This window comes from Brevibacterium luteolum, from assembly GCF_013004595.1.
Taxonomy (GTDB): domain Bacteria; phylum Actinomycetota; class Actinomycetes; order Actinomycetales; family Brevibacteriaceae; genus Brevibacterium; species Brevibacterium luteolum.
In genome coordinates this window covers 1-13,549 of sequence record NZ_JABEMC010000008.1, presented here as the reverse complement: position 1 = coordinate 13,549, position 13,549 = coordinate 1, and the positions used below count along the sequence as shown (strand labels likewise).

At 66.1% G+C, this 13,549-nt stretch carries 11 protein-coding genes and 1 pseudogene; 5 read left to right on the top strand and 7 right to left on the bottom strand.

Translation table 11 applies throughout. The features are described from left to right. Positions 1-2: 2 nt before the first annotated feature. On the bottom strand, positions 3-605 hold the full coding sequence (locus tag HLA91_RS11175; protein WP_102162839.1) for a DUF5998 family protein: 603 nt from the start codon (positions 603-605) through the stop codon (positions 3-5). Between the two features lie 80 nt (positions 606-685). Here HLA91_RS11175 and HLA91_RS11170 point away from each other — a divergent pair, with 80 nt between their 5' ends. Next, positions 686-3,367 (top strand): bifunctional acetate--CoA ligase family protein/GNAT family N-acetyltransferase, encoded by a 2,682-nt coding sequence (locus HLA91_RS11170; protein ID WP_170274735.1) that lies wholly within the window; start codon positions 686-688, stop codon positions 3,365-3,367. 85 nt (positions 3,368-3,452) lie between these two features. After that, positions 3,453-6,080: a DNA gyrase/topoisomerase IV subunit A gene (locus HLA91_RS11165; protein ID WP_170274734.1), complete on the top strand. Its 2,628-nt coding sequence runs from the start codon at positions 3,453-3,455 to the stop codon at positions 6,078-6,080. 5 nt (positions 6,081-6,085) lie between these two features. Here the strand turns inward: HLA91_RS11165 and HLA91_RS11160 are convergent, their stop codons facing one another. From HLA91_RS11160 to HLA91_RS11145, 4 genes are all read right to left on the bottom strand, one after another. After that, positions 6,086-6,481 (bottom strand): PIN domain-containing protein, encoded by a 396-nt coding sequence (locus HLA91_RS11160; RefSeq protein ID WP_170274733.1) that lies wholly within the window; start codon positions 6,479-6,481, stop codon positions 6,086-6,088. After that, the gene (locus HLA91_RS11155; protein ID WP_170274732.1) at positions 6,478-6,759 is read right to left on the bottom strand and encodes a type II toxin-antitoxin system Phd/YefM family antitoxin; all 282 of its coding nucleotides are present in this window, start codon (positions 6,757-6,759) and stop codon (positions 6,478-6,480) included. The genes HLA91_RS11160 and HLA91_RS11155 overlap by 4 nt, the downstream gene beginning before the upstream one ends. A 261-nt stretch (positions 6,760-7,020) precedes the next feature. Beyond that, on the bottom strand, positions 7,021-8,256 hold the full coding sequence (locus HLA91_RS11150) for an adenylate/guanylate cyclase domain-containing protein (RefSeq protein WP_170274731.1): 1,236 nt from the start codon (positions 8,254-8,256) through the stop codon (positions 7,021-7,023). Then, positions 8,253-9,101 (bottom strand): biotin--[acetyl-CoA-carboxylase] ligase, encoded by an 849-nt coding sequence (locus HLA91_RS11145; protein WP_170274730.1) that lies wholly within the window; start codon positions 9,099-9,101, stop codon positions 8,253-8,255. The genes HLA91_RS11150 and HLA91_RS11145 overlap by 4 nt, the downstream gene beginning before the upstream one ends. A gap of 63 nt (positions 9,102-9,164) precedes the next feature. Here HLA91_RS11145 and HLA91_RS11140 point away from each other — a divergent pair, with 63 nt between their 5' ends. Genes HLA91_RS11140 through pcp form a run of 3 tightly spaced genes read left to right on the top strand, consistent with a single transcriptional unit; the run spans position 9,165 to position 11,676 of the window. Beyond that, complete coding sequence (locus tag HLA91_RS11140; RefSeq protein ID WP_170274729.1) at positions 9,165-10,751, top strand: acyl-CoA carboxylase subunit beta; 1,587 nt, start codon at positions 9,165-9,167, stop codon at positions 10,749-10,751. Next, a complete protein-coding gene (locus HLA91_RS11135; RefSeq protein ID WP_170274728.1) occupies positions 10,748-11,017 on the top strand; it encodes a hypothetical protein in 270 nt (89 codons plus the stop codon). Before HLA91_RS11140 ends, HLA91_RS11135 begins: the two co-directional genes overlap by 4 nt. Next, complete coding sequence (gene pcp, locus HLA91_RS11130; RefSeq protein WP_170274727.1) at positions 11,017-11,676, top strand: pyroglutamyl-peptidase I; 660 nt, start codon at positions 11,017-11,019, stop codon at positions 11,674-11,676. Before HLA91_RS11135 ends, pcp begins: the two co-directional genes overlap by 1 nt. A 195-nt stretch (positions 11,677-11,871) precedes the next feature. Here the strand turns inward: pcp and HLA91_RS11125 are convergent, their stop codons facing one another. Together HLA91_RS11125 and HLA91_RS13920 are read right to left on the bottom strand one after the other, a co-directional pair. Next, positions 11,872-12,402 (bottom strand): hypothetical protein, encoded by a 531-nt coding sequence (locus tag HLA91_RS11125; protein ID WP_170274726.1) that lies wholly within the window; start codon positions 12,400-12,402, stop codon positions 11,872-11,874. After that, positions 12,399-13,388, bottom strand: a pseudogene (locus HLA91_RS13920) (M14 family zinc carboxypeptidase). Before HLA91_RS13920 ends, HLA91_RS11125 begins: the two are co-directional and overlap by 4 nt. Positions 13,389-13,549: the final 161 nt, after the last annotated feature.

The following is a 13,549-nucleotide window of genomic DNA, read 5'->3' as shown; positions in this document are numbered from 1 at the left end:
GCTCACAGCCCGCCGGGCAGACCAGCGCTGCGGCGGGCCTCGAAGACCAGACGGCGCAGGTTGAGGGCGAAGTCGAGCGCCTGGTCGACAGCGGCCTGCCCTTCGGCCTGGGCGGAGACCCGCAGGGTGACGTCCTCGGGATAGCTGGAGCCGGAGTAGCCGTGGTCGCCGTCGCAGTCGGGGTCGCCGCAGGATTCGGGCACCGTGTCGATGCGGCGCATCGATCCCCAGCCCAAGGTGAGGGCGACCTCGACGGGGCGTTCACCGGGTTCGAAGTCGGCTGGATTGTCGTAGGTGCGGGAGATGAGGGCGTTGCTCACGCGGGCGAGCGCGATGTCCTCGGTGGTGGTGAGCCCTCGGGGCATCTTGCCAAGCTCGGTCTGCGGTTCGTCGTCGATGTGGGTGAGCAGCAGCCGGGTCGGAGTGAGGACGAAGGCGGTGAGGTGGCGGTGGATCGCGTCGAGATCGACGTGGGTCTCCATGTGCACCAGGTGTGAGACGACCGGCTCACCGAACAGCGATTCGCTCAGCATCTCAGCGGCCAGCTGCGGATAGTACCCGGCTGACTGCAGGTCGTGGGCAAGTGATTGCGGGATCGTGGGCATGCCCCCATTGTGCCCCACAGCCCGGCCTGCACCCCACCGGCCACTACCACCGGGTGCAGCCGAGTCACTATGCTGGCGTCATGGGAGCATATCCAGCGTATTGGGAAGCCGATGTCGTCCTGCGCGATGGAGCCACGGCTCATCTGCGCCCGATTGTGCCGGAGGATGCCGCCGGTGTGCAGGAGATGCACTCCAAGCAGTCCCCGGAGTCCATCTATCTGCGCTTCTTCGCTCCCCTGCCGGTGATCCCGGCCAAGGACCTCGACCGGTTCGTCAACGTCGACTATCACGACCGGGTCGCCTTCGTCATGACGATCGGCGAGGAGATCATCGGCACCGCCCGCTACGACCGGCTCGACGACACCTCGGCGGAGGTCGCGTTCAACATCGCTGACGCCCACCACGGCCGCGGCATCGGCTCGATCTTCTTAGAGCACCTCGCCGCTGCTGCGCGGGAGTGCGGGATCAGCGTCTTCACCGCCGAGGTGCTGCCCCAGAACCGGCAGATGCTGCAGGTCTTCGCCGCCGCCGGCTACGAGGTCTCCCGCGAGTTCGACGACGGGGTCGTCGCCGTGCGCTTCGACATCGACCCGACCGAGAAGTCGATGCAGGTCCAGGAGGCCCGCGAGCACCGCGCAGAGGCGATCTCGGTGCGCCAGGTCCTGCACCCGACCTCAGTCGTCGTCATCGGCGCCAGCCGCACCCACAACTCGACCGGCAACCTGCTGCTGCGCAACCTCGTCGGCGCCGACTTCACCGGCACGCTCTCCGTCGTCCACCCCGAAGCCGATGCGGTCGCCGGTGTGCCCGCGGTGCGCTCGCTCGATGAGCTCGACGACCCGGCCGACCTGGCGATCATCGCCGTGCCTGCCGAATCGTGTGCCCAGGTGGTCCGCGACTGCGCCGCCCACGGCGTGAAGGCCTGCGTCGTCATCTCGTCTGGTTTCGCTGAGACCGGCGAGCACGGCCTGGAGCTGCAGCGGCAGATGGTCACCACCGCCCGCTCCCACGGCATGCGGGTGGTGGGCCCGAACTCGTTCGGCGTGGCCAACACCTCGCCCGAGGTCTCGCTCAACGCCTCGCTCGCCCCGTTCCTGCCCGAGGCGGGAACCTTGGGCCTGTTCAGCCAGTCCGGGGCGCTCGGCACCGCGCTCCTGGCTGCGGCGAAGACCCGCGGGCTGGGGATCTCGACGTTCGTGTCTGCCGGCAACCGGGCGGATCTGTCGGGCAATGACATGCTGCAGTACTGGGAGGAGGACCCGGCGACGCAGGCGGTGGGCCTGTATCTGGAGTCGATCGGCAATCCGCGCAAGTTCTCCCGCATCGCCCGCCGGGTCTCCCGGGTCAAACCGGTCATCGTCATCAAATCCGATCTCACCGGCCGGGAGCTGCCGCCCGGGCACCAGGTGCGTCTGTCGAGTCTGTCGGGCAAGGCACTCGACCAGGTGCTCGGGCAGGCCGGGGTGATCCGCGCCGATACGATCCACCAGCTCTTCGACGCAGCCCAGGTCTTCGCGACCCAGCCGGCACCGCGCGGCCGGCGGGTCGGAGTGATCGGCAATTCCGCGGCTCTCTCGACGCTGATCATCCAGCGCGCCCGCTCCGAAGGGCTGCGGGTGGAATCGCCTGCTGTGTCGATGCACCCGGAGGTCAGCGTCGAGGAGTTCGGCCGACAGTTGGAGGACATGTACGCCGACAGCTCGATCGACACCGTCGTCGTCACCTTCACCCCCTCGGCCGGTGCTGATGAGCGGGAGATCGCCACCGTGCTGGCGGAGACGGCCGCGGCCTCGGGCAAGACGACCGTCGCCTGCTTCCTCGGCATCACCGGTGTGCAGGACGAGCTCACCGCCCGCATCGACGACGGTGAGGGCACCACGACCGCGCACACGGTGCCCAGCTACATCGGCCCCGAAGATGCTGTGTGGGCGCTGGCTCGGGCGACCGACTATGCGATGTGGAAGAAGGCCGACCACGGCGTCTACCCGGAGTTCGACGACCTCGATGTGCGCGCAGCCCGCAAGATCATCGAACGCAACCTCGACGGCGTCGACGCCGGTGAACGGGTCATCCTCAGCCGGGACGACTCCCGGCAGCTGCTCGCCCACTACGGCGTCGAATGCCTGCCCTACATCACCTCGTACTCCGTCGAGGAGGGCATCGCCGCCGCTGAGAAGCTCGGCTACCCGGTCGCGCTCAAAGCCGTGCACAAACGGCTGCGGCACCGGATGGAGCTCGGCGGGGTGCGGCTGAACATCGACACCCCGGAAGAGCTCGCCGAGGACTGGGAGGGCATCGCCGAGGTCATCGATTCGCTGCTTAACGAGGACGAGGACCACGGCATCGATGTGCAGCCGATGGCCCCGCCCGGCACCGCGTGTGTCATCTCCGCCGGTGAGGATCCGCTGCTCGGGCCGATGGTGTCCTTCTCCCTGGCCGGGGATACGACTGAGCTGCTCGATGACGTCGCCCATCGGGTCGCACCGCTGACCGATGTCGACGCCAGGGAGATGGTCCGTTCGCTGAAGTCCTCACCACGGCTGTTCGGCTACAAGGGCCTGCCGGTGATGAACATGGCACCGGCCGAGGAGGTCATCCTCAGGCTCTCAGCACTCGTCGAGGAGTTCCCGGCTGTGCGTGAGATCGAGCTGCGGCCGATCTCGGTGACCGAAGGCGATGCGTACCTGCTCTCCGTCAAAGTCGAACTCGCCGCTGAAGCCGACCGGATGGATTCGCTGCGCCGGCGCATGAGCATGGGGTGAGAACCTCCGCACCCGGCGAAATCCCGGGCTTCGCGTCGGTTTGCCGGTAGCATAGGCCTGTCGTTTCGCCCGTCGAAGGAGTTCCATGACAGAGCCGGTCGCTGGCCAGGTCGTCGATATCGACGTCTCCGAGGAGATGGAGACCTCGTTCCTCGAGTACGCCTACTCGGTGATCTACTCCCGGGCACTGCCAGATGCCCGCGACGGTCTCAAGCCCGTGCAGCGGCGCATCATCTACCAGATGGGCGAGATGGGCCTGCGCCCTGACCGTCCGCACGTCAAGAGCTCCCGCATCGTCGGCGACGTCATGGGCAAACTGCACCCGCACTCCGATGTCGCCATCTACGATGCCCTCGTGCGGCTGAGCCAGGACTTCGTCATGCGCACCCCGCTCGTCGACGGCCACGGCAACTTCGGCTCGCTTGACGACGGCCCGGCCGCCCCGCGCTACACCGAAGCCCGCCTGACCGACGCAGCGCTGACGATGATCGCCGGCCTCGATGAGGACGTCGTCGACTTCGTGCCCAACTACGACTCCTCGACCACCCAGCCCGAAGTCCTACCGAGTGCGTTTCCGAACCTGCTCGTCAACGGCGCCTCGGGAATCGCGGTCGGCATGGCCACGAACATGGCCCCGCACAACCCCGGCGAGGTCATCGCCGCAGCCCAGCACCTCATCGACAACCCCGAAGCGGAGCTCTCGGAGCTCATGAAGTACGTCCCTGGCCCCGACCTCCCCTCCGGCGGCCGGATCATCGGGCTGTCCGGTGTGCGTGAGGCCTACGAGACCGGCCGCGGGTCCTTCCGCACCCGGGCGACGGTGAAGATCGAGAACATCACTGCCCGCCGCAAGGGCATCATCGTCACCGAGCTGCCCTACCTCGTCGGCCCGGAGAAGGTCATCGAGAAGGTCAAGGACGTCGTCGGGAGCAAGAAGCTCGCCGGCATCGCCTCGATCGACGACTTCTCCGACCGCAAGCACGGCCTGCGGCTGGTCATCGGCATCAAGAACGGTTTCAACCCCGATGCGGTGCTCGAAGAGCTCTACCGGCTCACCCCGCTGGAGGACTCCTTCGGCATCAACAACGTCTGCCTCGTCGACGGGCAGCCGCGCACGCTTGGGCTCAAGGCGCTGCTGGAGGTCTACGTCGACCACCGCATCGCCGTCACTCGCCGGCGCACAGTCTTCCAGCTCGGCAAGGCCAAGGACCGCCTCCACCTCGTCGAGGGCCTGCTGACCGCGATCCTCGACATCGACGAGGTCATCGAACTCATCCGATCCTCAGATGATGCGCAGATCGCCCGCACCCGGCTGATGAGCGTCTTCGACCTCTCCGAGGTGCAGGCGACCTATATCCTCGACCTGCAGCTGCGCCGGCTGACGAAGTTCTCCCGGCTCGAACTTGAGGCGGAGCAGGATGAGCTGAAGAAGCGCATCGACTACCTGCAGTCGATCCTCGACGATGAGGCGAAGCTGCGCCAGGTCGTCTCTGAGGAGCTCGGCGCCGTCGCCGAGCAGATCGACTCCCCGCGCCGCACCGTGCTCGTCGAAGGCTCGCACAAGCAGATCACTGCCCGCGGCCGCAAGAAGGGCTCACCGGAGCTGCAGGTCGCCGACTCACCGACGTGGGTGCTGCTCTCAACCTCGGGTCGGATCGCCCGCACCTCTGACCGTTCGGCTCTGCCGACCGGCGGCAAGCGCTTAGCTCATGACGCGCTGGTCTCTCAGGTCGCCTCGACTACCCGCGGGATCATCGGTGCGATCACCTCGAAGGGCCGTCTGCTGACCGTCGACGTTGTTGCCCTGCCGGCCCTGCCGCCGCAGGCCACCCGGCCGGGCCTGGCCGGAGGTGTGAAGGTCGGTGAGTTCGTCACCCTCGACTCCGGGGAGAAGGTGCTCGGGCTCGTCGACATCACCAAGGACTTCGTCCTCGCCACCGCCCGCGGGGTCATCAAGCGCGTTGCCGGTGCGGAGCCTGCCAAGGGCAAGGATGCCTGGGATGTCATCAACCTCAAGTCCGGTGACACGGTGATCGGTGCCGGCCAGCTGCCCGACATCGACGCCGCCCGCGCGGTGCTCATCACCTCGAACGCCCAGCTGCTGACCTTCGGCACCGATCTGCTGCGCGCCCAGGGCTGGAACGCCGGAGGTGTCACCGGCATGAAGGTCGCCGCCGATGCCTCGGTCATCGCCTTCAGCCTTGTCGATCCCGCGGCGGAGAACCGCGTTGTGACAATCGCGACGGGTGAGAACTTCTACGGTGAGACCGCGCTGAGCGTCAAGGTCACCGATCTCGCCGAGTTCCCCACCAAGGGACGCGCGACCGCCGGCGTGCGTGCGCATCGCTTCCTCAAGGGCGAGACCGAGCTCGTCACCGCCTTCGCCGGGCCCGAACCGCAGGGCGCAGCCACCGGCGGCGGTGCCCGCAAGCTGCCCACAGAGCTGGGTAGGCGGGATGGCTCCGGTCAACCGCTGGAGTCGAAGGTCGATGCGATCGGCACCGTGGCGCATGACTACGGTGCAGAAGCTGGTGCGGTGCCCGTTCCCGAGGCGGGAGCTGGCAGCGCCGCGGATGCTGGCGCAGCGGGTGGGCTCAGTGCCGCCGAGCTGGCGCGCCGCAAGGAGGAGATCGCTCAGGCTCGTGATGAGGACGATTCCCCTGTCGTGATCGTCTCCAGTGACGAGGACGATGCGGGCGGCGCGCTGTTCTGAGCGGCTCAGCGGCCGGGCGCGATGACTGTCAGTCCAGCGGATTCGGCCGCCTGCGCGAGACGATGATCGTACGTCAGGATGGCGTCGGCATCGAGGCGAATAGCGGCCTCAAGATGCAGCGCGTCAAGAGTCCGCAGCATCTCCATCGGCAGGAACCCAGCGTTGCGAAAGACTGCCCGGTCGAGCGAAGCGAGAGCCACTCCGTCGAGCAGCGCTGTCACATCAGTTTGGCTCAGCCCGTCGCGGACGGCGACGCGACGGAGCTCAGTCTCAAGCAGGATGCTGGAGACCAGCGTCGCCGAAGTGTCGTCGAGCCAGCGCTCCAAAGATTCGCTTTGCGGCTCAGGCTTCAGGAGTGCTGCCAGCGCGGAGGTATCAACGTAGACGACTCTGGCATTCACACCCGATCCTCACGCTGCTCATCGATGAGCTTCTGCACAGATCGTTCGCTGCGCCTGCGCTTGATACTGAGGTCCGACCAGCCGCCGATGCGCTTGGCAGGACGGGTGATCTCAAGTCCGGGCGCAGGCGCATCCAAAGGGATGACGCGACCGACCGGGACTCCGCGATTTGTCAGCACGAAGGAGTGACCTTCGCTCACTTCGCGCAGGACACGACTTGACTCATTTCGCAGTTCGCGCTGAGACAGGCTTTCGGATTCGGGCTGGGCAACACTCATGACTCAAGTGTAGCACCCGTGCGACGAGCACGCCTTAGCTCTGCGGTGGGCTAGCTTCTGCACCCGACTCCTGTCCCGCCATCACGCCACCTGCAGAACTTCAGGTGGTCATTCAGTTCCCCGACGGCAATCTCGGCGCGACTGAAACCTTTCGGGTCCGCTTCCAGAACGCCAGCAGAAAGACATGGGAGCGAATCAAGCGTCGCCCCGTTCGGAGGATCAACGCAGACTCAGACGTCCTTCACAGCCACTGATGAGCTGCTACTCGTCCCCATCCATCGACAGGTCGAGGCTTTCGGCGGTGCCGCGGTCCATTTGGAACATCGAGATCTCACCGAGGCCCTGCAGGGTGATGGTCTGGCGGTTGGAGAAGACGTACTCCCCTGAGCGTTCGAGGATGCGGGCGGTTTCCCAGTCGGTTGCGACGGTTCCGGGCTCGCCGATCGCGGTGAGACGCGCGGCGAGGTTGACCGTCGAGCCGAAGACATCGCCGAGCCGTGAGAGCACGCGCCCCCACGCGAGGCCGAGGCGGGCCTGAGGCAACTCTTTGTCGTCGATGATGAGGTCCCGGATCGTCAGCGCGATCTCCGCACCGGCCTGCGGGGTCTCGGCGACGAAGAAGACCTCATCGCCGACGGTCTTGATGACCCGGCCGTTGCCGGTGGCCACGACGTTGAAGACGATGTCCTGGAAGCGCTTGACGAGGAAAGCCAGCTGCTTGGGCTCCAGCCGCTGGGACAGACGGGTGTAGGAGACGAGGTCGACGAAGCCGACGGCGCGGGCCAGCGGCATCTGGGAGTCGTACCAGCCCTGCCGGTTCTCAATCGCCAGGCCTTCTGCGACATTGACGTTCATGCGCCCGAGTGCGCCGGCGAGATTGCGGCGCCACGCGTATACGAGGACCCGTTCGAGCGGCTCGATACTGCTCTCGAACAGCTCGATCGCCTGCTGGCGGGCGTGCGTCTCCTCCAGCCCGCGGGTATCGGACAGATACTCGACGAGCGTCTCCATCTGCCATACGACAAGCCGGTCGCTCGTCTGACCGATGGCGCGGGCCAGCGAAAGCACTGTCGCCTCATCGAGCACACCGGCATCGACGACCGAGGCGATCTCGCGCAGCGCCTTGGCGTCCTCAACGGTGAAGGCGGTCTGGCCTTCGGGCACGCGGGACATACCGAGGGCGCGCCAGAACTTACGGGCCGCAACCGTGGAGACGCCGGCGAGCTGGGCGACCTCTTTGCGGGTGAGCACGCGCTTGCCGCCGAGCAGGCTTTCCTCGAGCTTCTGGGCGGCTGAGCGCAGGTGGTAGATCGTGTCTTCGATCTCGGCCTTCTCACGCTCGTCGACGATCGATTCGTCGACGGTCTCGGGTACCGGCCGGGATCCGGCCAGGCGGGCGGCGAAGGCCTCCTGGGCAGCTGCGGCGACAGCGTCGAGCGCCTCGTCGCCGAGTTCCTCAGAGGCGAGGTTCTCGTCGTCGTTGGGCGTTTCGCTCATCGGCTGGGCCTCAGGTGGGTGACGTCGCCGGCGCTGACCACCTCGCGGCCGGTGCCGGTGTCGATGATGAGGTTGCCGCCGGCATCGACACCGACGGCGCGGCCGCGCACCTGGGTGTCACCGGGAAGCTCAGCGCGGACATCCATGCCGAGGGTCGCCATGCGGTTGCGGATCTCATCGGCGGCCACGGACTGGGAGAACGCCTCGGCGGTTGAGGAGGCCAGCAGGAACGGGGTCGCCTGGTGCAGACGGCGCAGCACCTCGGCCAGCAGCACCTCCCGGGAGATCGACCCGCCGGCCAGCGTGAGCGAGGTGGCAGTCTCGACCGGAAGTTCGTCTGCGGTCATGTCGACGTTGATGCCGATGCCGAGGATGACGGCCATCTCGGCCTCGTCGGTCTTCGGCAGCTGGGTGGCGCGGGTGAGGATCCCGCAGATCTTCTTCCCGTCGACGAGTACGTCATTGGGCCATTTCACCTGCGCGTTGACACCGGCGGTTCCCACGGCCTCGGCGACGGCCCAGCCGGCGATGAGCGGCAGCCAGCCTAGGCCGGCCAGATCGAACCCCACGGGCACCCGCATGATGGTCGAGAACGTCAGGCTGGCAGCAGCCGGGACGGTCCAGGTACGGCCGAGCCGGCCGTGGCCGGCGGTCTGATGATCGGTGCCGTAGACGGCATAGTCAGGCCACTCCTCGGGAGCGGTGGCGATCGCCTCGACGAGCGCATCATTGGTCGACGGGCAGGCGGCTGGCCACTCGATGCGCGGGACGGTGACCTCGGCGCGGGCGAGCGCGGATCGCAGGGCAGGGATATCAAAAGAAGGGCGGGAAGGAACGGTGTGCACCAGATCACTGTATGGCTTTTGGCGGCTTCGCACAACGCAGGAGGCGGGCGGTACATTAGTGCCATGACCGAAAGCACTGTGCCGCGTACCACCGCCGAACGCATCGCCGCGTTCGAATCCCGTCGTCAGGCCGCGCATGCCGGAAATGAGCGTGCCGTTGCCAATCAGCACAAGCGAGGCAAGCAGACTGCCCGCGAGCGCATCGATCAGCTGCTCGATGACGGGTCGTTCCAGGAGATCGACGAGTTCGTCCGCCACCACAACACGCAGTTCGGGATGGAGAACAACCGGCCCGACGGCGATGGGGTGGTCTGCGGTCTCGGCACGATCGACGGACGCACGGTGGCGGTGTTCGCCCACGACTTCACGGTCCTCGGCGGGTCGCTGGCGGAGGCGAATGGCCGCAAGATCGTCAAGGTGCAGAAGCTCGCGCTCAAGCTCGGCTGCCCGATCATCGGCATCAACGACTCCGGCGGCGCCCGCATTCAGGAGGGCGTGGGCTCGATTGCGCTGTTCGCTGAGATCTTCAAATGGAACGTCGCATCGTCTGGTGTCATCCCGCAGATCTCGCTCATCATGGGCCCGTCTGCCGGTGGTGCGGTCTACTCCCCTGCGCTGACCGATGTCACGATCATGGTCGATGGGACCAGCCACATGTACATCACCGGGCCGGATGTCATCAAGACCGTCACCGGTGAGGACGTCGGCCATGAGGAGCTCGGCGGAGGGCGGACGCACAACTCGGTGTCCGGCAACGCCCACTACCTGGCAGCCGATGAGACCGATGCGCTGAACTTCGTGTGCGATCTGCTGTCGTTCCTGCCGCAGAACAACCTCGACGATGCCCAGGACTTCGATGCCCCGGCCGATCTGACGGTTGATGATGAGGATCTGGCACTCGATGAGCTGATGCCGGATTCGCCTTCCCAGCCGTATGACATCCTCGATGTCGTCACCCGGGTGCTCGATGAGGGTGAGTTCCTGGAGATCTCCGAGCTGTTCGCCCCGAATGTGTGCACCGGGTTCGGACGCGTCGAGGGCACGACGGTCGGTGTCATCGCCAACCAGCCGATGCAGCTGGCTGGCACGCTTGACATCGACGCCTCGGAGAAGGCCGCCCGGTTCGTCCGTCTCTGCGATGCCTTCAACATCCCGATCCTCACGTTCGTCGACGTGCCCGGGTTCCTGCCCGGCACCGACCAGGAGCTCGGCGGCATCATCCGCCGCGGCGCGAAGCTCATCTACGCCTATGGTGAGGCGACCGTCCCGCTCATCACCGTCATCACCCGCAAGGCCTACGGCGGCGCGTACTGCGTCATGGGCTCCAAGCAACTGGGTGCTGACCTCAACCTCGCGTGGCCGAGCGCCCAGATCGCCGTGATGGGCGCCCAGGGGGCTGCCAACATCGTCTACCGCCGCAAGCTCAAGGCCGCAGGTGAGGCCGGCGAGGACGTCGACGCGCTGCGCGATGAGCTCATCCAGGACTACGAGGATGCGCTGCTGAATCCATACAAGGCCGCCGAGGAGGGCTACATCGACGCGGTCATCAAGCCGAGCGAGACCCGCGAGCGGATCATCCGCGGGCTGCGCGCGCTGAAGAACAAGCACATCGATCCGCCAGCTCGTAAGCACGGGAACATCCCGCTGTGAGTGACGAGCAGGCAGAGAACCCGATCATGGCCAGCGACACGGATCTCGACGGCATCGAGGTCAGCTTCGACAAGCAGGCCGGCAGCACGACGCTGTCGGCTGACGAGGAGCGCCGCCTGGCCCGTGCTGCTGTGGCGGCAGCACTTGTGGCTGTGCGTCAGCTTGCCGGTGCCGCTGCCGAGGAGCCGGTGAAGAAGGCTGGAGGGTTCGCCGATCCGAGGCGCAAAGTGCGCCGGCCCCTGCCGCCGTCGTGGCGGAGGCGCTGATGGCACGCGACCAATTGCCGTACGAGGGTGTGCTCGTCACGGCTTTCGAACCGTTCGGCGAGCATGAGACAAACCCGACGATCGCCGCCGCCGAGGCGGTGGCTCGCGAGTGCCCCGGTGCTGTCACCGAGGTGCTGCCGGTTGAGTTCGATGCCGCCTGTACGCGCGTCCGCGAGCTCATGGACGAGCACCAGCCGCATATGGTTATCAGTCTGGGTCTGGCGGCAGGACGGACCGAGATCACGCCCGAGCGCGTGGCGATCAACGTCATGGACGCCCCGATCCCCGACAATTCGGGCGCACAGCCGATCGACGAACCGGTCGTTGCAGGTGGTCCGGCCGCGCACTTCCTGACGCTGCCGAACAAGGCGATCGTCCAGGCGCTCCGGGATGAGGGCATCCCGGCGAGCCTCTCCAACACCGCCGGGACATATGTGTGCAATGCGGTCGCGTATGCGGCGGCGGAGCATGCACAGACGACGGGCATGGACGTGCGGACTGGGTTCGTCCACGTTCCGTCGGCGACTGAGCCCGGCTCAGACACGGGTACGCCCTCGGTCGAACAACATCTCATCGATGCCGCAGTCGTGAGTGCTGCAAAGCTGAGCTGTTCGGTCCGCGACGGCGATCTTCGCACCGACATCGGCGCAACCTCGTAGCCACCACCTGCGCGCTTCGCTGCGGGTAACTCATCGATGACATGAAACGGCGGGTGCGACGTCGCCCTATTGCGACACCGCACCCGCCGTTTATCAGCTGTTCAGCTCCTCAGCAGAGAGCGGTCAGCTCCTGCGCCGAGTTGACCAGACGCCGAGTCCACCTTCGACAAGCAGCGCGGCTCCGGCGGCAAGCGGTCAGAGTCCGGTGCCTGCCCGGGGCAGCGACGAACGATCGTCGCGGCCCCGTGCATCGTTGTCGCGCGAGGGTTTGTCATTATCCCGGCCGCCATCGCTGTCGTTGTCATCTGAGCCGTCGTTCTTGCTGTCATCTGACGGTGTCGGTTCAGGATTCGGCGACTGTGTGTCGGTCGGGTCCGGATCCGGGGTCTCAGTGTCGATGGGCTCGGGCTCGGGTGTGCCCTCGTCACCGGCGGGGTCGACGAAGACGGCCTGCCATGAGCCGAATTCACCACTGCCGTTCTTGGCCCGCGCAAATACGTACTTCGCTTTCTCGGACCCTGCCTTCGGCACGCTGGTGTCGAACTTGACGGTCTTCGCCAGCGTGGGCACCGTCTTCCCATCAGCACCGGTCTTCTCCCCCGCGTCGAGCGCGTTGCGGTCGACAGCCGCGGCGACTTCCACGTCGGAGATGTCGGTGACCTTCGGACGTCGCGGTGAGGAATTGGCATCATTGCCGTAGGCCTCGTCTGTTGCGGTTCCGGTCACGGTGATCGAACCGTCGTCCTGACGTTCAGTCTTGAGCTCGGAGACGGCTCCGCCGAGCGAGGTGGTGTACGGCTCGTACGCGGCCTCGGCAGCGAAGCGGAGGCCGGGCCCACCTTCTTCCAGTAGTTGTCAGCGCGCTGGAAACCGGGGAAGAATCCGCCTTCCTCGCCGGTGCCGATCTCGTAGACATATCCCGGCACTCCGAGCTTGCGGTAGACCCAATCGAAGTCCCCGCCGGAAGCGTTGTAGAGAACGTCACCCGGTGCGCCGGTGGCGTAGTCATTGCCGTGGGACTGGCGGAAGGCTCCAGCCCTCAGCGCGTCCGAGTTGGGGACCTTGGCTGAGTTGTCGAAACCGTACGGGTACAGAACGAGGTTCGAGTACGAGTGCAGGTGGATGTAGGTTCCGTTCCGGTCCTTCGGGGCCGGCGTCGACGTTTCGACGCTGTAGGTTCCGTACAGGCCTTCGAGCAGCTTCTTCAGCGCTGCCACCTCGGGCTCGGAGGCCGGAGCAGATCCCTTGTAGAGGATGCTCGCCGGATCGCTGCTCGTTTAAGCACCGCCCCATTGGTAGGGCCAGTTGCGGTTGAGGTCGATGCTGGGTTGATTGCGCGACCACGGGGCGCCCTTGTCTTCGAAGCCCGTTGCGTTCTGGTTCTTGCGCTGCCATGCTTTCGATCGCGAATCCGGATTGCCATCACCGGCAGGAGTCGTGTCGACACCGTCGGCGAATGCCTTCTCGACGACGTCGACGCTGTCGGCATTGTGCTGGAACGCCACACACACCTCGGTCGAGTCGAGAAGAGAGGTGATCTGGGCGTCCTTGCCGTAACCTCCGATGATCTCGCTAGCGAAGCGCCAGGCCATCTCACTGGTGATAATCTCGCGCGAGTGCGTCTGAGTGCCAAAGAAGAACCGCGGCTTGCCCTCCTGACCGTCCGTGTATGTGGGCTGATCCTTAACACCGGCGGTGATGCGCACCGCCACGAGGTCGTGACCACCCTTGAAGCGTCCTGGGTTTTGAATCGCCCCGGGGATAATAGAGGCAGGGAGATTGGAAGAAGGAGATTCTCTCTTGCCAGTGAAATACACCGACGAACTTAAGGCTCGTGCCGTAGAGCTTGTCATCCATGCTCAGGCCGATCCGG

What these genes read in the sequence shown, in the direction of transcription:
- HLA91_RS11165 (WP_170274734.1), top strand. Translation starts at nt 3,453, where the DNA reads ATGACAGAGCCGGTCGCTGGCCAGGTCGTCGATATCGACGTCTCCGAG.
- HLA91_RS11150 (WP_170274731.1), bottom strand. Translation starts at nt 8,256, where the DNA reads ATGAGCGAAACGCCCAACGACGACGAGAACCTCGCCTCTGAGGAACTC.
- HLA91_RS11170 (WP_170274735.1), top strand. Translation starts at nt 686, where the DNA reads ATGGGAGCATATCCAGCGTATTGGGAAGCCGATGTCGTCCTGCGCGAT.
- pcp (WP_170274727.1), top strand. Translation starts at nt 11,017, where the DNA reads ATGGCACGCGACCAATTGCCGTACGAGGGTGTGCTCGTCACGGCTTTC.
- HLA91_RS11155 (WP_170274732.1), bottom strand. Translation starts at nt 6,759, where the DNA reads ATGAGTGTTGCCCAGCCCGAATCCGAAAGCCTGTCTCAGCGCGAACTG.
- HLA91_RS11140 (WP_170274729.1), top strand. Translation starts at nt 9,165, where the DNA reads ATGACCGAAAGCACTGTGCCGCGTACCACCGCCGAACGCATCGCCGCG.
- HLA91_RS11175 (WP_102162839.1), bottom strand. Translation starts at nt 605, where the DNA reads ATGCCCACGATCCCGCAATCACTTGCCCACGACCTGCAGTCAGCCGGG.